Origin of the sequence: Ferrovibrio sp. (genome assembly GCF_029255545.1) — a bacterium.
Lineage (GTDB): Bacteria > Pseudomonadota > Alphaproteobacteria > Ferrovibrionales > Ferrovibrionaceae > Ferrovibrio.
In genome coordinates this window covers 43337-61538 of sequence record NZ_JANLJJ010000115.1, presented here as the reverse complement: position 1 = coordinate 61538, position 18202 = coordinate 43337, and the positions used below count along the sequence as shown (strand labels likewise).

The window sequence follows — 18202 nt, the reverse complement described above, 5'->3', positions numbered from 1 at the left end:
GCTCCTCGCGTCCGGCTCAGAGCTTGGCCATCGCCACCGCGGTATCCGACATGCGATTGGAGAAGCCCCACTCGTTGTCGTACCACGACACCACACGCACCAGATTGCCCTCCATCACCTGGGTCTGCTTGACGTCGAAGGTCGAGCTGGCGGGATTGTGATTGAAGTCGCTGGACACCAGCGGCTGGTCATTGATGCCGAGGATGCCCTTCAATTGGCCGGCGGCGGCCTTCTTCATGGCCTCGTTGACTTCTTCCACCGTGGTGTTGCGCTTGGCGATGAACTTGAAGTCGATCAGCGACACGTTCGGGGTCGGCACACGGATTGACGAACCATCCAGCTTGCCCTTCAGCGACGGCAGCACTAGGCCGACAGCCTTGGCCGCGCCAGTGGTGGTCGGGATCATGGAGAGCGCCGCGGCGCGGGCGCGATAGAGATCCTTGTGCATGGTATCCAGCGTCGGCTGGTCGCCGGTATAGGCATGGATCGTGGTCATGTAGCCCTTCTCGATGCCAACGGCGGCATCGAGCACAAAGGCGACGGGCGCCAAGCAGTTGGTGGTGCAGGAGGCATTCGAGACGATGGTATGCTCGGCCTTCAGCTGGTCATGGTTCACGCCGTAGACGACGGTCAGGTCGGCATTGGTGGCCGGCGCGGAGACCAGCACTTTACGGGCGCCGGCGGTCAGGTGCAGGGCAGCCTTCTCCTTGTCGGTGAAGATGCCGGTGCATTCCATCGCGATGTCGACCTTCAGCTCCTTCCACGGCAGCTTGGCCGGGTCACGTTCGGCGGTCACCTTGATCCAGCCACGACCGACATCGATGGCGTCGGCCTTGGTTTTGACCTCGCCATTGAAGCGGCCATGTACGCTGTCATAACGAAACAGGTGGGCGTTGGTCTCGACCGGGCCGAGATCGTTGATGCCGACCACTTCGATATCGGTGCGGCCGCTCTCGATGATCGCACGCAGGACATTGCGGCCGATGCGGCCGAAACCGTTAATCGCAACCCGAACCGTCATGGTTTTGTTCTCCGATGGAATGGCGTGGCGAGCGGGTGGGCGCCGGGCGCCCGGAACCGTCCTTTTTTCGGGGCTGGGTTTAGCCCCTTTAAGCCTGAGTCGCAAGGCGAGCCCGGGGTTGTCACGGCGGTAAACATGGGTTTTCAGCCTCCCCCCATCAGGCCGAAGGGGAAGGGGGTCCACCAGCCGGCTGGCAGGCCGGCAGCCCGCAGGCCGGCGCCGATCCACTCGTTGCAGGTTCGGATCGGACTGTAGCGGCCGGTCGCCTCGTAGAAGGCATCATGTCCGCTGAAGCTGGCTCCCGGAATCCGTCGTGGCCGCCCACCCGAGTCGGCCGCGAATCCGGATCGGATATATGCCGCCAGGGCATGATATTGCAGGGGATCTATATCCAACTGCCGAATGCGGTCCTGGCCGGGATTGTCCGGCCGGGTAGTCGGTTGACGGATGCGCATGACATGCATGGCGGCCGGGCCACGGCCAAGCAGGGCGGCAAAGGCCAGATCGGGGCGCAGATCGGCCGGCCGCCGGGTTTTGAGGTAGAAATCGCGGTCGCCCCAGCCAAAGGCAACGTAATCGGCAGTGTTTTCCTCGGCGCGGGGGGCCTGGTCACCCAGCCAGTTCTCCCATGTGCCTTCCCCCGGGCGTCCCGCTTCCTGCCCCATGGGAAGGGCCAGCCAGACATGCCAGCCATTCGAGATCAGATAGATCGGTATCCTGGCCTGGTCCGGCAGCGGGGCGCGATGCGGGGCAGGCAGCAGGCCCAGCAGCAAGGCAGCCAGGCCGTATGCGGCGGGCAGGGCCAGGGCGACGAGGACAAGGATCAGGATGGCGCGGCGCAGGAATCGCATGGCGGCTTTCTGCCGGGCAAATGTGGCAAGAATGGTGCATGGCGCAAAAGATGGTCCAGCGATAAACCCTTGCGGGGATTGTCGTCCTGGCTACTATCCAACAGATATTCATGGGGGATACCGGCCCGTCGGTCGGGATGTGGGGGGTAGCGCATGCGTAGCAGCACATGGTTCAGTGCCGCAGTGGCGTTTTTTGCTGCGGTTTTCATGGGTGGTCCGCTCGCCGCTCAAACGGCCAAAGGTGGTGACGATCCAGCCTTTCTGGCATTCAGTGCCGGTTATCATGATATTTTGGATGATAACGAGGCCTTCGAAGGTCGGCTGGAATACCGCCACGACAAGAAGCTGTGGATTTTCAAGCCATTCATTGGCGCCATGGCAACCAGCGACGAGGCCGCCTATGGCTATGCCGGCGTGCTGGTCGATGTCTATCTCGGCCGCCGCTGGGTGCTGACCCCCAGTTTTGCTCCCGGCATCTATCGCAAGGGTGACGGCAAGGATCTCGGCGGCGCCATCGAGTTCAAGTCGCAGCTTGAATTGAGCTATCGCTTCGACAACCGTTCGCGTTTCGGCATCGGGTTCAGCCATATGTCGAATGCCAGCATTTATGACAGCAATCCGGGCGTCGAAACATTGTTCCTGACCTACGCCCTGCCGCTCGGCGGGCGCTGATCACCACGTAAGTGGGGCCGGGAAGCTGTGGCCTCCCGGTCTTTTAAATCTAAATCTGTGAATGTCACCAGTCCAAATGCTACTGAAAGCAGTATGCATCGTCTGGTATTCATTCTGGTTCTGTTTGGAATTGGTCTGCTGCCCGCTGGGGTCAAAGCACAGGATGCAGTGCTCTGGCTGAAAACGGAGTGGCCGCCGGTTTTCACGTCCCGGAGCCATGGTTTCGGTGATCAGGCGCTGGGCTGGCTTCTCGAACATCTGCCGGGCTATGCGCACCACGTTCAGAGCTTGCCGCTGGGCCGGCTGCTCAAGACCATGGAACGTCAGGACATCACGGTCTGTGCCAGTGGCCTGGCCCGCACCCCGGCGCGCGAAGGCCAATTCCTGATCAGCCACGACTTCATGCATATGCCGGCCCTGGCCCTGGTGGTGAGGGCCGATGATGTCCGGACCTTTGGCGATTTCCGCCGGACGGATGGCAGCATTGAGATGCGGCGCCTGTTGTCGCAGGACAGGCTGAAAGGCGGGATCAACGACAATCGGTCATACGGAGCAATGCTGGACGCTTTGCTGCAGTCCGCACCGCTGGTGCGACTGGCGAAAACCAGCAACATGGTTTCGATGCTGGCAGCCAAAAGGCTGGACTGGGTCTTGTTGTATCCGTTCGAGGCGACATGGCAGGCACGCCAGGAGAAACCGGCTCCCGATATCGCAGGCCTGCCAATCACCGATATCCCCAGCCTGATCAGGGGTGGCATCACCTGCAGTCGCACGACGGGCGGACAGCGTGTAATTGATCAGATCGACCAGTTGATCCTGGATAATCCGGCTCGTCCTTGGATGGCGCCCATGCTGGATTGGCTCGATCCCGAAACCCGGCGGCGACAGCCCATTCGCTGATCAGGCGGCGAACAGGCCCGCATCGAGGCCAGCCATGCGCCAGACCTGTGCGGCCGACATGCCATCGGCACGCAACTCACGCAGCGACGGTGCATTTTTACGCTTGGCCAGCCGTTCGCCGCTGTCGTCGGTCAGCAAGCGGTGATGGGCGTAAGCCGGTGTTGGCCAGCCGAACAAAGCCTGCAACAGGCGATGCAGGTGGGTTGCGGGGAAAAGGTCGTCGCCACGGGTGACCAGCGTGATGCCCTGCAGGGCATCATCATGGGTGACGCAGAGATGGTAGCTGGCCGGCGTATCCTTGCGGGCCAGCACCACATCGCCGAAACCGTTTCGCAGCAGTTCTGGCATCACGGCCTGTTCACCGGCGGCTTCGTCCTGCCAGCGTAACGGCCAGCCGGAAACCTGGGCGCAGGCTGCCGCCACATCGAGGCGCAGGGCATAGGCTTCGCCAGCGGCTGTGCGATCCTGTCGTTCGGTCTGGCTCAGATACCGGCAGGTGCCGGGATAAACCGCGCCTTCGAAGCCATGCGGCGCCTGCCCGGCGGCCGAGATTTCGGCGGCGATCTGCTTGCGGGTGCAGAAGCAGGGATAGAGCAGGCCGCGATCCCGCAGGCCATCGAGGGCTGAGCGGTATTCGCTGAAATGCTCCGATTGGCGGCGCACCGGTTGTTCCCAGCGCAGGCCCAGCCAGGCCAGATCCTCGAATATGGCCGAAGTGAATTCCGGCCGGCAGCGGGTGAGATCGATATCCTCGACCCGCAGCAGGAAACGGCCGCCGGCCTGCCGGGCCCGGGCATAGGCGATTCCGGCGGCATAGGCATGGCCCAGATGCAAGTAGCCGGTCGGGCTCGGGGCGCAGCGCGTGACAAGGAGCGGGGACATCGGTCAGACTGATGCAAGGATTCGATATGACAGCTTATGGCAAAGCCTCCGCCGAAGACAAAGCCCGATAATCGCAAGCGCACGCAACAGGCGCTGGCCCAGCTTTGCGCCCGCGAGGCCAGGTTTGCCCAGGCGTTCGAACTGGTCGGCTTCGTGTCGGACCGTCGCCGGCCGGCGGATTTCGCGAATCTCTGCCGCATCGTGGTGGAACAGCAGATATCGGTGGCGGCAGCGAATACGATCTGGGGCCGGTTGGAGGCCGTCGTGCAGGGCCGTGCCAATGGCGCCTTCAGTGCCGAGCGGCTGCTGAAGCTCAGCGAACCGCGCCTGCGCGCCTGCGGCCTCAGCGGCCCGAAGCTGACCTATCTGCGCAACATGGCCCGGGCGGTGAAATCGGGCGCACTTGATCTTGGCATCCTGCCAAAACTGGACGATCACGCCGCCATCGCCATGCTGACCGAAGTAAAGGGCGTCGGGCGCTGGACGGCGGAAATCTTCCTGATGTTCGCCCTCGACCGCGAAGATATCTGGCCGGCCCATGATGTGGCACTGCAGGAAGCCGTGAAGCGACTGTTCGACCTGCCGGCGCGACCGGATGTGAAAACGATGGACGCGCTGGCCGAGGCCTGGCGGCCGCATCGCGGCGTCGCCGCGCGCCTGCTCTGGCGCTATTATGCCGTGACGCAGAACCGCCTGACGACGGATCGTGCGGCAAACGGACTCAAGCCATGATTGATGGGCCCAGGCTCAGGCCCTTGCAGGGCAGCGCTCGGCACCTCGTCGTGCTGTTGCATGGCTATGGCGCCGATGGCAACGACCTGATCGAACTCGGTGCACAATGGCAGCGCCTGCTGCCGCAGGCCGCCTTCGTTGCCCCGCATGCGCCCGGGCATATCTTCGGTTTTCCGCCCGGCCTGGGTGGTGGCCGGCAATGGTTTGGCCTCGATAGTTACGATCCCGAACTGTTGCGCCGCGACCCGCATCATGCGGCCCAGATCTATGCAGCCATGCAGGCCGGCGCCGAGGACGTGGCGCCGCAACTCGATGCCTTTCTGGATGCCGAACTGAAACGCCATGGTCTGTCGGGCGACCGGTTGGCGCTGGTCGGCTTCAGCCAGGGCACCATGATGGCGTTGCATGTCGGTCTGCGGCGCGAGCCAACTCCGGCCGCGATTCTCGGCTATTCCGGTGCCCTGCTGGGCGGCCGCCTGCGCGAGGAAATCCGCAGCCGGCCGCCGATTCTGCTGATCCATGGCGATGCCGACGACATCGTGCCCATCGAGGCGATGTTTGCCGCCCTGCAGGGCCTGACGGATGCCGATTGCCCGGCCCGGTTCCATGTCTGCCCGGGGCTGGGCCATGGCATCGATTCCGATGGTCTGCAACTTGGCGGCGCCTTTCTGGCCGAGGCTTTGGCGCGCGCTATATAACCCTGGCCGGGCGTACCGCAGGCTTTACAAAATAAGGTAGTTGTCATGATGCGGTAACCCCGCATATGGTAATGTAGTGCAACGCAACCGGGACCTGGGGATGCAATGAACCCTGAGAGTTGTCCAGCGTTAGTGTTGAATGCGGATTACCAGCCGCTGTCCTATTTCCCGCTGTCGGTCTGGCCGTGGCAGGAAGTGGTGAAAGCGGTCTGCATGGATCGTGTCACCATCCTGTCGGAATACGATCAGGAAATCCGTTCGCCCAGTTTCCGCATGCGTCTGCCCAGCGTGGTGGCGCTCAAGCGCTATATCGCGCCGGCGCGCCGGCCTGCCTTCACCCGGTTCAACCTGTTCCTGCGCGACCGGTTCAGTTGCCAGTATTGCGGCAGCCGCCATGAACTGACCTTTGATCACGTCATTCCGCGGTCGCGCGGCGGGCTCACGCGCTGGGACAATGTGGTGGCGGCCTGTGCGCCGTGCAATCTGACCAAGGGCGGTCGCATGCCGCATGACTGCGCGATGCATCCGCGTATCAAGCCCCATGTGCCCAGCGTGCAGGAGCTGCAGCGCAACGGCCGCGCCTTCCCGCCCAACTACCTGCACGAAAGCTGGCGCGATTTCCTCTACTGGGACAGCGAGCTGGAACCGTAAGGTGCTTCGGCGTTTGGGCCTAGACCCGTTCCGACAGCCAGATAGCGCCGCGGGTGATCGCTTTAATGCCCCTGGAAAGCAGGGCGTAGCCCGGCGCTTCCTGCGCGCCTTCGGCCCGCGCCGTGTCGCGATGCTCGATCTCGTCGGCGCGGAATTTCTCGATCAGCTCACGCAATTCCGGCTCTAATTCGCCCAGCGCCGCGACCTGCCGCGTGTAATGGGCGTCGATGACCTCCTCGACGGCCTCGGTACAGGCCATCGCGGCTTTCTCGCCCAGCAGCGCGGTGGCAGCGCCCATGGCGAAACCGCCGACATGCCAGAGCGGCGACAGCAGGGTGGGGCGCACCCGGCGCTGCGGCAGCAGGCGGGAGAAGGCGTCCAGATGTTCCTGCTCCTGCTCGGCCATGTGGCGGATGGTGGGCGTCGAAGGCGCCGCCTTCAGGACAGCCAGCTGGCCCTCATAAATGCGCCTGGCGCCGTATTCGCCGGCATGGTCAACGCGCAGGATGCGCTCCAGCAACTGGCGCGGATTGGGATCGCCAGCGAGTCGGGCTTTTTTTGCATGTGCAGACGACTGCATCACTTGTTCTCCTGCCCGGCGCGTTTCGCCGCCAGGGCGGCAAAGACCACGAGGCAGGCCGACCATAGCACGTTCCAGCCGGCCATGGAGAGGCCGAGGAAACGGAAAGCCACTTCATCGCAGCGGGCCACCGGCGCGGTCATCAACTGGGCGCGCAGGGCATCGATGCTGTTCGGGGTCGGGCCGCCGCCGCAGCTGGTCAGACCCTGCCACCATTTTTCCTCGACGCCGACATGGAAAACCGCGATGCCGCCGCCGACCAGGATGCTGAAGGCCGCCAGCGCCAGCAGGGCTGGCCGCCAGCGCGGCAGCAGCAGCGCGGCAAGGCCAAGCAGGATCGCCGCAGCATGCGGCCACCGTTGCCAGAGGCACAGCTCGCAGGGCGCCAGGCCAAAGCCGTATTGCGCGATAAAGACGAGACCGAGCGTGAAGCTGCTGAGCGCGGCAACCATCAGGCCGGCGTGTTTCGGGTCGAGCAGAAAGGCTCTGATCATGGCCCCCATCCTAGAAGATATAGCGCACCGCGATGAAACCGCCGATCAAACCGATCAGGAATACCCAGCCTAGGATGGTCAGCCGTTTTTCGATGAAGCTCTCGATCGGCGCGCCGAATTTCCACAACAGGCCGGCAATCAGGAAGAAACGCACGCCGCGCGTTGCAATCGACGCGATGATGAAAACCGTCAGGCTGAAATGGGCCGCGCCGCTGGCAATGGTGACCAGTTTGTAGGGGATTGGGGTCAAGCCCTTGATCAGGATGATCCAGACGCCCCATTCGGCATAGGCGGCCTCGAAGGCATGCCATTTGTCCGCATAGCCATAGAGATTGATGATCCACTGGCCGACTGTCTCGATCAGGAAATGGCCAATGGCATAGCCGAACATGCCGCCGATCACCGACGCAACCGAACAGATCAGGGCATATTCGAAGGCTCGTGCCCGGTTGGCCAGGCACATTGGGATCAGCATGACATCCGGCGGGATCGGAAAGATCGAGCTTTCCAGGAAGGACACCACCGCCAGTGCGCGGCCGGCCTTCGGGCGTGCGGCCTGACGCATGGTCCAGTCATAAAGTTTGCGAAACACGGATCAATACGCTCCGGCGGGAAAACGGGTCCGCTGTGTATGCCGGAGGGGCGTTGGCTTGTCCATGCATCAGCCGGGCTGGCGGCGATGACAAGATTGTGGTTTGCCCCGGTTTTTCCGGATTATTCTGCCGCGTCGGCCAGCCGGAGCCAGAAATTGCCGTCGCCATGGGCCATGGCGCGGTAACCGCGTGGGGTCACACCATAGCGCTCTCGGAAGCTGCGACTGAAATGGGTCGAGGAGTTGAAGCCCCAGCCAAAAGCTATTTCGGTGATTGAGCGATCGCGCAGCGCCTGATGCGCCAGGTCCTGGCGGATACGCTCCAGACGCGCCCGCCAGATATAGCTGTTCAGGGTTTCTTCCTCGTCGGCAAACAGCTTGTGGAGATAGCGTTTGGAGCAGCCGATCGCCGTGGCGATGCGGTCCAGCGACAGCATCGGATCGTGCAGATGCGTATCGATATAGGCTTTGACGCGATCCCTTGTTGTCTCGCGCAGGGCCGTTTCGGTGCTGGTGCCCAGCCGGTCGAGCGCCGCCAAACGAACCAGATGCGACATCGTTTCGGCAATGTCGTTGCCGCCGCTGCCGGCAGTTACGGCCGACATTTCAGCAAAGGCCGAGGTCAGGAAATCGTAGGTCAGCCTGCCAACGCCACTGCGACCTGAAAACCGCCGTACCACCAGATTGTCGAGATCGAGACCAAGCCGGGTGAGGTGGTCGCGTGGCAGCAATATGGCATGCTGGCGGATCGCTTCGGGATTGGAGACAATATAAGATCGCGTGGTGTCGTAGATGCTCCACTCGCCGGGGGAAAGCACCACTTTGCGGCCATTCTGCTCGAAGCAGGCCGAGCCCTCGATCTGGGCGACGACCTTCACATAGCCCCGATCATCCTGGCGGATCAGGGTGTTGGTGCGGACCACCCGATGACGGCTGGCGACGATGTCGAGCAGTTTCAGGCCGCCAAGATCGCCGATGGCAAGGCGGCCATCGAAACGCCTGTCGCCAAAGGTATCGGATTGCAGGCGGCCGATATGGCGCCAGACGAAATCGCCCCACAGCGCCAGCCGTTCCGCCGGTGCCACTTGCGCGGTCGAAACGACCGAGAGCGCGCCCACATTACCCTCCCCGGGTTTTTTATTGGATATCCAACTATATTATTGTAACCCGGTCATCAGCAGAGGGTAAGCCTTTTCCGTACATTCGTGCGAATACCGCGCAAAGGTGCCCATACCCTGATAAGTCCATATCCGGATAAGGCGGCGTGGCGATCTGCTTCCCTCTGTTTTTGCTGATAAAATTTGGCATTATCCGGGCGGATACATGGAATGTCGGCGGGGCCGGCGGTTGATTAAGGCGGCTGCTTGGGTAATATCCGCGCCGCAATCCGACAGTTCTTGTCGGGCCCCAGTGGTGGAATTGGTAGACGCGACGGACTCAAAATCCGTTGCCCTTGCGGGCGTGCTGGTTCAAGTCCGGCCTGGGGCACCACCATCCTGAAAATCCTGCAGAAATCGGCCGGCCTTCAGGAAAGGCAGCCATTGGCCTGCCTCTGTCCGGACCGTACGGCAAAGGCAGCTTGCCTCGGCCGCCAGAATCGTTATATTCCATAACAATTATTCAACCTAACCAAAACAACCGTCATGCGCCTCACCACAGTCGAGAAGAAACCCGGACCGGACAGCCAGGAAGCCGGTAGCCCTGATGTCACCCTTGGCCTGCCGCCGACCCTGGCCGCAGAGATCCGCGGTGACGTCGCCATCCTGCGGCTGAAACGTTCGGAAAAGCGCAATGCGCTCGACAATGCCACTGTGCTGGGGCTGCAGCGTTTTTTCACTCTGCCGCCCGAAGGGGTGAAGGCGGTCGTGCTGGACGGGGATGGCGAGCATTTCTCGGCTGGCCTCGACCTCTCCTCGACCCAGGAACTTTCGGCCAGCGAAGGAGTCGGCCATTCGATGATGTGGCATGAGTCCTTCCGCCATATCCAGTTCGGCCGCGTGCCGGTGATCTCGGTGCTGCATGGCGCGGTAATCGGCGGCGGCCTGGAGCTGGCCGCCTCCACCCATGTCAGGATTGCCGAGCCGTCTGCTTTCTATGCCCTGCCCGAGGGGCAGCGCGGCATTTTCGTCGGTGGTGGTGGTTCAGTGCGGATTCCGAAGCTGATCGGCGTCGCCCGCATGATGGATATGATGCTGACCGGCCGCGTCTATAATGCCGAGGAAGGCCACGCCATCGGCCTGTCGCAGTATCTGGTCGGTGCTGGTGAGGGCATGGCCAAAGCGCTGGAGCTGGCGGCCAAGATCGCGGGCAATGCGCCGATGACCAATTTTGCCGTGATGCATGCCCTGCCGCGCATTGCCGAGAGCGCGCCGGAAGCCGGCTACATGATGGAAGCAATGATTTCTTCCATCGCGCAGGCTGATATCGAAGCCAAGAAACGCATCCGCGATTTCCTGGAAAAGCGTGCCGGCAAGGTCGGCAAGTAGCGGCAAGACAGTCATGCCTGACCGCGCATAACGCGGCAGGCGCCTGCCGAGACGGCCTCCGGAAGCGGCCGTTTTATTGAAAGACAGGTCTACAGGTCGGGAGGAGATACAAAGCATGACGCATCCGCATCGCCAGGTTCGTTTTGGCCGCGCCGAGACCGAACTGACGCGCCTGGATGATGGCACGATCCTGATGCGCTCGCCCGAAGCGCTGGATACCTATCCGCAGCGGTTGACCGAACGCCTGACCCATTGGGCGCGCGTCGCGCCGGATCGGGTGTTTCTCGGCCAGCGCGATGCTAGCGGTGGCTGGCGTCATGTCAGTTATGCCCAGGCCCTGGACGCCGTGCGCAACCTCGGTCAAGCCTTGCTCGATCGCGGATTATCCCTCGAGCGGCCGGTCGCCATCCTGTCCGATAACGATATCGAACATTGCCTGCTGGCGCTTGCCGCCCAGCATGTCGGTATCCCTTCAGCGGCGATCTCGACCGCCTATTCGCTGGTGTCCAGCGATTACGGCAAGTTGCGCCATGTGCTGGATGTGCTGAAGCCTGGCCTGGTTTTCGCCGCCGACGGTACCCGCTATGGCAAGGCGATTGCTGCCGTTGTGCCCTCCGACACGGAAGTGGTGGTGACGCAAAACCCCCTTGGCAACCGATCGACGCCGTTCAGCGATTTGTCAGCGACCGTTGCCAGCGACGCGGTGGAACGGGCGCATGCGGCGGTCGGTCCGGATACGATCGCCAAGTTTCTTTTCACGTCCGGTTCGACCGGCATGCCGAAAGGCGTGATCAACACGCAGCGCATGTTGTGCAGCAACCAGCAGATGATCGTGCAGTCGCTGCCGGTTTTCGCCGAGGAGCCGCCGGTCTTTATCGACTGGTTGCCATGGAATCACACCTTCGGCGGTAATCACAATGTTGGTATCGCGCTCTATAATGGCGGCTCGCTGTATATCGACGAGGGCAAGCCGGTCCCGGCCCTGATCGAGCGCAGCGTGCGTAACCTGCGCGACATCGCGCCGACCGTCTATTTCAATGTGCCGAAGGGTTTCGAGATGCTGCTGCCCTATCTGCGGGCAGAGCAGGCGTTGCGCGAAACATTCTTCAGCCGGCTGAAGATGATTTTCTACGCTGGCGCGGCGCTGCCGCAGCATGTCTGGAGTGAACTGGAAGAACTCGCCATCGCAACTATCGGTGAGCGCATTCCGATCATCAGCGGACTGGGCGCCACCGAGACGGCGCCTTTCGCTTTATGCGCCAATTGGCCGGTTGACCGTTCCGGCATTATCGGCTTGCCGGTGCCGGGCCAGGAACTCAAGCTGGTGCCGAATGGACAGAAACTGGAAGTGCGGGTGCGCGGCCCGAATGTGACGCCGGGCTACTGGCGGATGCCGGATGTCAGCGCCAAGTCGTTCGACGAAGACGGCTATTACATGATGGGCGATGCAGCCAAGTTCATCGATCCCGAGCGTCCGGACAGGGGGCTGCTGTTCGATGGCCGCATTTCCGAGGATTTCAAGCTGACCAGCGGCACCTGGGTCAGCGTCGGTCCGCTGCGCGGCCGCTTCATCGCCCATTTCGCGCCTTATGTGCGTGATCTGGTCGTGGCAGGCCATGACCGCGATGATCTGGCCGGGCTGGTGATCATCGATATCGAAAATTGCCGCGTCCTCTGCCCAGATCTGCCGCCCGACGCGCCTCTGTCCGCACTGGTCGCCGATCCGCGGGTGCGCGCCCGCTTTCGCGATCTGCTGGGCAGTTTCGCGGCACAGGCCACCGGCAGTTCCAGCCGCATCGGGCATATCATCCTGCTCGACGAACTGCCTTCGCTCGATGTCGGCGAGGTTACCGACAAGGGCTCGATCAACCAGCGCGCCGTGCTCGCCCATCGCGCTGCTCTGGTCGAGGATCTCTATGCCGCCCAGCCATCCGGCCGGGTTATTACCGCAGAGGAAAGAATTGCTCATGTCGCCTGAAGCTCACGCCCTTGCCATTGATTTTGACGACATCTGGCTGGTCGATGGCGCCCGTACGCCCTTCGCCGATTACATGGGGCCGCTGGCCGATGTTTCGCCGATCGACCTCGGCATCAAGGCGGCGCGCGAGGCGCTGAAGAAAAGCGGCGTTCCGGCCGAGGATATCGGCAGCGTGGTGGCCGGCAGCATGGCTCAGGCCTCGTATGATGCCTATATGCTGCCGCGCCACATTGGCCTCTATGCTGGCGTGCCGGTTGGAGTGCCAGCGCATCTTGTGCAGCGTGTCTGCGGCACGGGCATCGAGGCGATCATCCAGGTGGCCAGCCAGATCAAGCTTGGTCAGGCCAGGGCGGGTCTGGCAGTGGGCGCCGAATCGATGAGCCGCAATCCGATTGCCGCCTATACCCATCGCAATGGGTTCCGTATGGGGCAGGTCGAATTCAAGGATTTCCTCTGGGAAGCCCTGATCGACCCGGCGCCGGGTATCATGATGGGCGACACGGCCGAAAACCTCGCCCGTGAATACCAGATCACCCGCGAGGAGGTTGATGTCTATGCCGCCGAAAGCTTTGACCGCGCGGTGAAGGCTCGGCAGGCGGGTTTCTTCGCGGGCGAGATCGTGCCGGTCAGCAGCGAGGAGTTCGAGCTGAAGGGTTACAATTCCCGGGGAATCAAGCTGGGTCGCAAAGCACCGGAAGTAACCGAAGATACCCATGTGCGCCCGTCACCGATCGAAACCCTTGCCAAGATACGGCCGGCCTTTGGCGGCGTACAGACTGGCGGCAATTCATCCGGCGTGGTGGATGGCGCCGCAGCAGCGGTGGTGGCCGCCGGCGATTACGTGCGGGACAAAGGCAGGAAGCCTCTCGGCCGGATCATTGCCGGGGCCAGTGTCGGTGTGCCGCCTGAGATCATGGGGATCGGTCCGGTGCCGGCGATTCGCGCTGTCTGCGCCAAGGCCGGCATTGCGGTCGACCAGGTCGACCGTTTCGAGATTAACGAGGCCTTCGGCGCCCAGGTGATGGCCTGTATGCGGGTATTGGGGATTCCGCGCGACAAGCTGAATGTGAATGGCGGCGCCATTGCCATCGGCCATCCGCTGGCTGCCACCGGACTGCGCCTGTCGGTGACAGTATCGCGCGAGTTGCAGCGGTCTGGCCTGCGCTACGGCATCGCTTCCGCCTGTATCGGCGGCGGTCAGGGCATTGCCCTGCTGATCGAAAATCCGGATGCGATAGCCAAATAGGCCTACAGCGCGGTGAGGCGGTCGAGCAGGCTGAGCAGCAGGTGTTTGTCCGCGCTGCCCAGCACGGCTTCGATTCGCCGTTCGTGCTGCTGCAGCAGGTGACGATAGGCTTCCTTCAGGAAGCTTTCGCCCTTTGGCGTCAGATAGAGAGCATTCGAGCGGCGATCGCCGGCAGCGGCAGCCCGCCGGGCCAGCTTGCGCTGTTCCAGTTCATCAAGCAGGGCGACGAAATTGGCGCGATTGATTCCCAATGCCTCGCTGACCCGGGACTGTTTCAGGCCCGGATTCGCTTCGATGATGGCCAGCACCGAGAATTGCGCCGGACGCAGGTCGTAATCCTTCATCGCGGTCATGAAATCCTGGAACACCGCAAGCTGGGCGCGGCGCAGGCGATAACCCAACAGGCCATCCAGCAGGCCGAGATCGACGCGCCCGGCCGGCTCCGGGGCTGCTTCAGTCGATGCGGCGGGCTTTGTTTTTTTCACGGCCATAGTGTTCGTCCGAGCTCGAAATGCCTGTCTGTCCCGGGTTTAGAAGATATCGGCAGGGCTGGCAATTGATCTGTGGGAATTTTGAAAATCGGCAGGCATTATTGTTATAATCTACAACAATAATGCCGAATGCCCGGCTGGAAAAGAGGGGGAATCGCATGAAGGTTAACATTCATCGCATCAGTATCGAATGGGGCGATGCCGATCCGGCGCGGATCGTGTTTTATCCGAATTATTTCGCCTGGTTCGATGCCTCAACCCGGCATCTGTGGGACAGTGTCGGCCTCGACATGCGGGACGTCTTTGACAAGCACGGCGTGGTGGGCATCCCGATTGCCGAGGCCAATGCAAAATTCCTCAGCCCGTCGAAATTCGGCGACACCATCGAAGTGCACAGCTGTATCACGGAATGGAGCGAGAAGCATTTCATCGTCAGCCATAAGGTGTTTAACGCCGGCGCGCTGGCGGTGGATGGCTACGAACGTCGCGTCTGGGCGGCCGCGCATCCCGACAAGCCCGGTCGGCTGAAGGCACTGCCGGTACCGCAGGCAATCAGGGACTGTTTCGCCTGATCCAGTTCAGGCCAGGGCCATGCGGATGCCCTCGGCCGCATAGAGCAGCGGCGAAAGGAACCGCTGCTGCATTTCCTCCACGCTGATGCGGCTGGCATGGCCACTGACATTCATGGCTGCCAGCACGCGGCCGGCCTGGTTGCGGATCGGCACGGCAATCGAGCGCAGCCCGACTTCCAGTTCCTGGTCGACGACGGCATAACCATTCTGCCGCACGGCAGCAATGCGGTCGCGCAGCAGGGCCGGATCGGTGATGGTATACGGCGTGAGTGGCCGGAATTCCGCCTGCACGAAAAACTGCTCCAGTTCCGCCGGCCGCAGATCGGCCAGCAGCACGCGGCCCATGGATGTGCAGAAAGCCGGCAGGCGCGTGCCGATGCCAAGCGCGACCGACATGATACGCTTGGTCGGCACGCGGGCGACATAGACGATATCGCTGTCTTCCAGCACGGAAATTGAGCAGGATTCATTCACCTGTTCAGTCAGCCGCTCCATGAAGGGCTGGGCGCGTTCCCAGATATGCATCGAGGTGAGGAAGGCAAATCCGAGCTCCAGCACACGCGGCGTGAGGCGGAAATATTTCCCGTCGCCGGTGACATAGCCAAGCTCACAGAGGGTGAGCAGATACCGGCGGGCTGCGGCGCGGGTCATGTCGGCGCGGCGCGAGACCTCGCTCAGGGTCATTTCGTCATGGTCGCGGTCAAAAGCCGTGATGACGCGCAAGCCGCGGGCAAGCGAAGTGGAAAAATCGCGGACATTGATGGCGGTTGACAAGGGTGGCTGATCCGCTAGAAATGTTAAATATACAAATCATTGTGCGTTATGCGCACAATAAGTCAAGCTGATGTCGAATCTTTTGACAAAGATTGCTGTCGGCAGGATACGGCCATTACCCATACGGTTAAGGCCGGGGAGGAAAAACGAATGTCAGCCCTGATCGGCTACAAAAAGCCGGCGGCCGGAACGCAGCCGAACTATCTGCATCCGCCATACCAGTCCTCGATCAAACGCGCGCCGGGCAAACCCCTGGTGTTGGTGCCGCAGACATTGTCCGAGATTACCGGACCGCTATTCGGCCATGAGCTGATTGGCCCGACCGACAATGATCTCACCAAGCAGCATGACGGCGAGCCGATTGGCGAACGGATCATCCTGTCCGGACGCGTACTGGACGAAAATGGTCGCCCGGTGCCGCGGACCCTGATCGAGGTGTGGCAGGCCAACTCAACCGGCCGCTACCGCCATGCCCTCGACCAGCACGATGCGCCGCTTGATCCCAACTTTACCGGCTATGGGCGAACCGTTACCGATGATGAAGGACGTTATCGTTTCGTGTCGATCAAGCCGGGTGCCTATCCCTGGCGCAATCACCACAACGCATGGCGGCCGCAGCATATCCATTTTTCGCTGTTTGGCCCCAGCTTCATGACCCGCCTCGTCACCCAGATGTATTTTCCCGGCGATCCGCTGTTGCCGCTGGATCCGATATTCAACTGTGTCACCGACCAGCGTGCGCGCGACAGCATGATCTCCACCTTTGACCTGGAGACGACGATCCCCGAATTCGCGCTTGGCTATCGCTGGGACATTGTGCTGCGCGGCCGTGACGCCACGCCTATGGAGAAGCAGTAAGATGGCGCTCGTTCCCACTGCCTCGCAGACGGTCGGCCCCTACCTGCATCTGGGGTTGACGGCCTTGACCCGGGCTGACATCGCGAAAGATGCCTCCAAAGGCGAAAAGATCGTGATTTCCGGGCGTGTTTTTGATGGCGAAGGCCAGCCGGTCCCCGATGCCCTGCTGGAATTCTGGCAGGCCAATGCCGATGGTAAATACGCCCATCCCGACGACCTGCAGGACAAGCCGCTGGATGGCGGCTTCCTCGGTTTTGGACGCGTGCCGACCGACAAGGATGGTGGCTTCCGCTTTGCCACCGTGAAGCCGGGCGCCGTACCCGGACCGGGCAACAGCCTGCAGGCGCCGCATATCGTGGTCTGCGTGTTCATGCGCGGCATGCTGCGGCATCTGTATACCCGTATCTATTTCTCGGATGAGGCGGGAAATGCCGATGATCCCGTGCTGGGCCTCATCGAGGATGCCGCGCGCCGTCCGACGTTGGTCGCGCAGCGCCAGGGCGGCAAAGCGGAATATCATTGGGACATCCATATGCAGGGTCAGAAGGAAACCGTGTTCTTCGATTGCTGACCGAAGGCGCCGGAAGCGCCAATTAACAAGGAGGAAAATCATGCTTACACGTCGCCTCGCCCTTGCCGCCTGCATGGTGGTGGGCGCTACCCTGGCTCCGGCGGCATTCGCGCCGGTCGCCGCGCAAGTTGAACTGAAGATCCAGCATTTCCTGCCCGCCGGCGCACCGTCACAGAAATCACTGATCGAGCCCTGGGCCAAAGCTGTCGAGGAACAGTCGCAGGGCAAGATCAAGTCGCGCATCTTCCCGGCCATGCAATTGGGCGGTAAGCCGCCCGAGCTCTATGATCAGGTGCGCGACGGCATCGTCGATGTGGTGTGGACGCTGCCCAGCTATACCCCTGGCCGGTTCCCGATCATGTCGGTCTTCGAACTGCCGTTCATGATCAATAATGCCGAGGCCACCACGAAGGCAGCCTGGGAATTCTACGAGACCTATGCCAAGGCCGAATTCCCGGATGTGCATCCGCTGTTGTTCCATGTGCATGCCCGTGGCGTGATTCATACCAAGGGCAAGGCCGTGCAGAGCGTGGATGACCTGAAGGGCATGAAGCTGCGTGCCCCGTCGCGTCCGGTTGGCGATGCTTTGGCCAAGTATGGCGCGACGCCGATCTTCATGCCGGTGCCGCAGACCCCGGAAGCGCTGTCCAAGAATGTGGTCGAGGGCACCGTTGTGCCGTGGGAAGTGACGGTGCCGCTGCGCCTGTATGAGTTAACGGATCATCACACCTTGGTCCTCGGGCCGCGTGGCCTGTATACTTCCGTGTTCCTCTACGCGATGAATAAAAAGAAGTATGACGGGCTGCCCGCCGATCTGAAGAAGGTGATCGACGCCAATTCCGGTTCCGCCATCACCGCACGCATCGGCAAGGCCTGGGAAGATGTCGAACAGCCGGGCCTGGATGCCGCCAAGGCACGCGGCAACAAGATCCTGACCATGCCGGATGCCGAAACCGCCAAGCTGCGCAAGCTGGCCGAGTCGGTGCATGCTGCCTGGGTGGAAGATATGAACAAGCAAGGCAAGGACGGCGCCAAGCTGCTGGCTGCAGCGCAGGCCCTGATCGACAAGCATGGCGCAAAAACCAACTGACGCATCTGCGCAGGCGAAGGCGGCCGGTTTCCGGCCGCCTTCGCTGTTTGACCGGTTCTGCAC

Annotated in this window: 21 protein-coding genes and 1 tRNA gene; 13 read left to right on the top strand and 9 right to left on the bottom strand. The window is 62.1% G+C overall.

Annotation, left to right across the window (positions count from 1 at the left end; translation table 11 throughout):
• Positions 1–16 precede the first annotated feature (16 nt).
• Positions 17–1021, bottom strand: a complete 1005-nt coding sequence (gene gap, locus Q1J79_RS20735; protein ID WP_300304595.1) for a type I glyceraldehyde-3-phosphate dehydrogenase — start codon at positions 1019–1021, stop codon at positions 17–19.
• A 143-nt stretch (positions 1022–1164) separates the two neighbouring features.
• The gene (locus Q1J79_RS20730) at positions 1165–1872 is read right to left on the bottom strand and encodes a TIGR02117 family protein (protein WP_300304592.1); all 708 of its coding nucleotides are present in this window, start codon (positions 1870–1872) and stop codon (positions 1165–1167) included.
• A gap of 291 nt (positions 1873–2163) precedes the next feature.
• On the opposite strand from Q1J79_RS20730, the gene Q1J79_RS20725 reads away from it, so the two are divergent.
• Together Q1J79_RS20725 and Q1J79_RS20720 are read left to right on the top strand one after the other, a co-directional pair.
• Complete coding sequence (locus Q1J79_RS20725; protein WP_300304589.1) at positions 2164–2544, top strand: acyloxyacyl hydrolase; 381 nt, start codon at positions 2164–2166, stop codon at positions 2542–2544.
• Between the two features lie 93 nt (positions 2545–2637).
• Positions 2638–3444, top strand: a complete 807-nt coding sequence (locus tag Q1J79_RS20720; protein ID WP_300304587.1) for a hypothetical protein — start codon at positions 2638–2640, stop codon at positions 3442–3444.
• On the opposite strand, the gene gluQRS is transcribed toward Q1J79_RS20720, so the two are convergent.
• A complete protein-coding gene (gene gluQRS, locus Q1J79_RS20715; protein WP_300304584.1) occupies positions 3445–4326 on the bottom strand; it encodes a tRNA glutamyl-Q(34) synthetase GluQRS in 882 nt (293 codons plus the stop codon).
• Positions 4327–4362: 36 nt separating this feature from the next.
• Between gluQRS and Q1J79_RS20710 the strand changes: the two genes are divergently transcribed.
• The 3 genes from Q1J79_RS20710 (at position 4363) to Q1J79_RS20700 (ending at position 6407) form a co-directional block, all read left to right on the top strand.
• A complete protein-coding gene (locus tag Q1J79_RS20710) occupies positions 4363–5058 on the top strand; it encodes a DNA-3-methyladenine glycosylase 2 family protein (RefSeq protein WP_300304582.1) in 696 nt (231 codons plus the stop codon).
• Positions 5059–5081: 23 nt separating this feature from the next.
• Positions 5082–5756 carry a dienelactone hydrolase family protein gene (locus Q1J79_RS20705; RefSeq protein ID WP_300304579.1) on the top strand — a complete coding sequence of 225 codons (675 nt, stop codon included), beginning with the start codon at positions 5082–5084 and terminating at the stop codon, positions 5754–5756.
• A gap of 105 nt (positions 5757–5861) precedes the next feature.
• Positions 5862–6407: an HNH endonuclease gene (locus tag Q1J79_RS20700; protein WP_300304576.1), complete on the top strand. Its 546-nt coding sequence runs from the start codon at positions 5862–5864 to the stop codon at positions 6405–6407.
• 19 nt (positions 6408–6426) lie between these two features.
• Here the strand turns inward: Q1J79_RS20700 and Q1J79_RS20695 are convergent, their stop codons facing one another.
• The 4 genes from Q1J79_RS20695 to Q1J79_RS20680 form a co-directional block, all read right to left on the bottom strand.
• Positions 6427–6987 carry a demethoxyubiquinone hydroxylase family protein gene (locus tag Q1J79_RS20695; RefSeq protein WP_300304573.1) on the bottom strand — a complete coding sequence of 187 codons (561 nt, stop codon included), beginning with the start codon at positions 6985–6987 and terminating at the stop codon, positions 6427–6429.
• Complete coding sequence (locus tag Q1J79_RS20690; RefSeq protein ID WP_300304570.1) at positions 6987–7481, bottom strand: disulfide bond formation protein B; 495 nt, start codon at positions 7479–7481, stop codon at positions 6987–6989. Before Q1J79_RS20690 ends, Q1J79_RS20695 begins: the two co-directional genes overlap by 1 nt.
• 10 nt (positions 7482–7491) lie before the next feature.
• A complete protein-coding gene (locus Q1J79_RS20685; protein ID WP_300304568.1) occupies positions 7492–8046 on the bottom strand; it encodes a YqaA family protein in 555 nt (184 codons plus the stop codon).
• Between the two features lie 149 nt (positions 8047–8195).
• A complete protein-coding gene (locus tag Q1J79_RS20680; RefSeq protein WP_300304565.1) occupies positions 8196–9191 on the bottom strand; it encodes a helix-turn-helix domain-containing protein in 996 nt (331 codons plus the stop codon).
• 286 nt (positions 9192–9477) lie between these two features.
• On the opposite strand from Q1J79_RS20680, the gene Q1J79_RS20675 reads away from it, so the two are divergent.
• From Q1J79_RS20675 to Q1J79_RS20660, 4 genes are all read left to right on the top strand, one after another.
• A tRNA-Leu gene (locus Q1J79_RS20675) sits at positions 9478–9564 on the top strand.
• Positions 9565–9716: 152 nt separating this feature from the next.
• Positions 9717–10559 carry a crotonase/enoyl-CoA hydratase family protein gene (locus Q1J79_RS20670; protein WP_300304562.1) on the top strand — a complete coding sequence of 281 codons (843 nt, stop codon included), beginning with the start codon at positions 9717–9719 and terminating at the stop codon, positions 10557–10559.
• Between the two features lie 115 nt (positions 10560–10674).
• Positions 10675–12537, top strand: a complete 1863-nt coding sequence (locus Q1J79_RS20665; RefSeq protein ID WP_300304559.1) for a feruloyl-CoA synthase — start codon at positions 10675–10677, stop codon at positions 12535–12537.
• On the top strand, positions 12527–13783 hold the full coding sequence (locus tag Q1J79_RS20660; protein ID WP_300304556.1) for a thiolase family protein: 1257 nt from the start codon (positions 12527–12529) through the stop codon (positions 13781–13783). Before Q1J79_RS20665 ends, Q1J79_RS20660 begins: the two co-directional genes overlap by 11 nt.
• 2 nt (positions 13784–13785) lie before the next feature.
• Here the strand turns inward: Q1J79_RS20660 and Q1J79_RS20655 are convergent, their stop codons facing one another.
• Positions 13786–14274: a MarR family transcriptional regulator gene (locus Q1J79_RS20655; RefSeq protein ID WP_300304553.1), complete on the bottom strand. Its 489-nt coding sequence runs from the start codon at positions 14272–14274 to the stop codon at positions 13786–13788.
• 158 nt (positions 14275–14432) lie between these two features.
• Between Q1J79_RS20655 and Q1J79_RS20650 the strand changes: the two genes are divergently transcribed.
• A complete protein-coding gene (locus Q1J79_RS20650; RefSeq protein WP_300304550.1) occupies positions 14433–14846 on the top strand; it encodes a thioesterase family protein in 414 nt (137 codons plus the stop codon).
• Between the two features lie 6 nt (positions 14847–14852).
• Here Q1J79_RS20650 and Q1J79_RS20645 read toward each other — a convergent pair whose 3' ends face one another.
• Positions 14853–15620: an IclR family transcriptional regulator gene (locus tag Q1J79_RS20645; protein ID WP_300304547.1), complete on the bottom strand. Its 768-nt coding sequence runs from the start codon at positions 15618–15620 to the stop codon at positions 14853–14855.
• A 150-nt stretch (positions 15621–15770) separates the two neighbouring features.
• On the opposite strand from Q1J79_RS20645, the gene pcaH reads away from it, so the two are divergent.
• The 3 genes from pcaH to Q1J79_RS20630 are packed head-to-tail and all read left to right on the top strand — an operon-like array spanning position 15771 to position 18139.
• On the top strand, positions 15771–16478 hold the full coding sequence (gene pcaH / locus Q1J79_RS20640) for a protocatechuate 3,4-dioxygenase subunit beta (protein WP_300304745.1): 708 nt from the start codon (positions 15771–15773) through the stop codon (positions 16476–16478).
• Between the two features lies 1 nt (position 16479).
• The gene (gene pcaG, locus Q1J79_RS20635; protein WP_300304544.1) at positions 16480–17049 is read left to right on the top strand and encodes a protocatechuate 3,4-dioxygenase subunit alpha; all 570 of its coding nucleotides are present in this window, start codon (positions 16480–16482) and stop codon (positions 17047–17049) included.
• A gap of 40 nt (positions 17050–17089) precedes the next feature.
• Positions 17090–18139, top strand: a complete 1050-nt coding sequence (locus Q1J79_RS20630; RefSeq protein WP_300304541.1) for a TRAP transporter substrate-binding protein — start codon at positions 17090–17092, stop codon at positions 18137–18139.
• Positions 18140–18202 lie beyond the last annotated feature (63 nt).

Coding starts and splice junctions, on each gene's coding strand:
- gap (WP_300304595.1), bottom strand. CDS start 1,021: ATGACGGTTCGGGTTGCGATTAACGGTTTCGGCCGCATCGGCCGCAAT.
- Q1J79_RS20730 (WP_300304592.1), bottom strand. CDS start 1,872: ATGCGATTCCTGCGCCGCGCCATCCTGATCCTTGTCCTCGTCGCCCTG.
- Q1J79_RS20720 (WP_300304587.1), top strand. CDS start 2,638: ATGCATCGTCTGGTATTCATTCTGGTTCTGTTTGGAATTGGTCTGCTG.
- gluQRS (WP_300304584.1), bottom strand. CDS start 4,326: ATGTCCCCGCTCCTTGTCACGCGCTGCGCCCCGAGCCCGACCGGCTAC.
- Q1J79_RS20710 (WP_300304582.1), top strand. CDS start 4,363: ATGGCAAAGCCTCCGCCGAAGACAAAGCCCGATAATCGCAAGCGCACG.
- Q1J79_RS20700 (WP_300304576.1), top strand. CDS start 5,862: ATGAACCCTGAGAGTTGTCCAGCGTTAGTGTTGAATGCGGATTACCAG.
- Q1J79_RS20695 (WP_300304573.1), bottom strand. CDS start 6,987: ATGCAGTCGTCTGCACATGCAAAAAAAGCCCGACTCGCTGGCGATCCC.
- Q1J79_RS20690 (WP_300304570.1), bottom strand. CDS start 7,481: ATGATCAGAGCCTTTCTGCTCGACCCGAAACACGCCGGCCTGATGGTT.
- Q1J79_RS20685 (WP_300304568.1), bottom strand. CDS start 8,046: ATGCGTCAGGCCGCACGCCCGAAGGCCGGCCGCGCACTGGCGGTGGTG.
- Q1J79_RS20670 (WP_300304562.1), top strand. CDS start 9,717: ATGCGCCTCACCACAGTCGAGAAGAAACCCGGACCGGACAGCCAGGAA.
- Q1J79_RS20665 (WP_300304559.1), top strand. CDS start 10,675: ATGACGCATCCGCATCGCCAGGTTCGTTTTGGCCGCGCCGAGACCGAA.
- Q1J79_RS20660 (WP_300304556.1), top strand. CDS start 12,527: ATGTCGCCTGAAGCTCACGCCCTTGCCATTGATTTTGACGACATCTGG.
- Q1J79_RS20655 (WP_300304553.1), bottom strand. CDS start 14,274: ATGGCCGTGAAAAAAACAAAGCCCGCCGCATCGACTGAAGCAGCCCCG.
- Q1J79_RS20650 (WP_300304550.1), top strand. CDS start 14,433: ATGAAGGTTAACATTCATCGCATCAGTATCGAATGGGGCGATGCCGAT.
- pcaH (WP_300304745.1), top strand. CDS start 15,771: ATGTCAGCCCTGATCGGCTACAAAAAGCCGGCGGCCGGAACGCAGCCG.
- pcaG (WP_300304544.1), top strand. CDS start 16,480: ATGGCGCTCGTTCCCACTGCCTCGCAGACGGTCGGCCCCTACCTGCAT.
- Q1J79_RS20630 (WP_300304541.1), top strand. CDS start 17,090: ATGCTTACACGTCGCCTCGCCCTTGCCGCCTGCATGGTGGTGGGCGCT.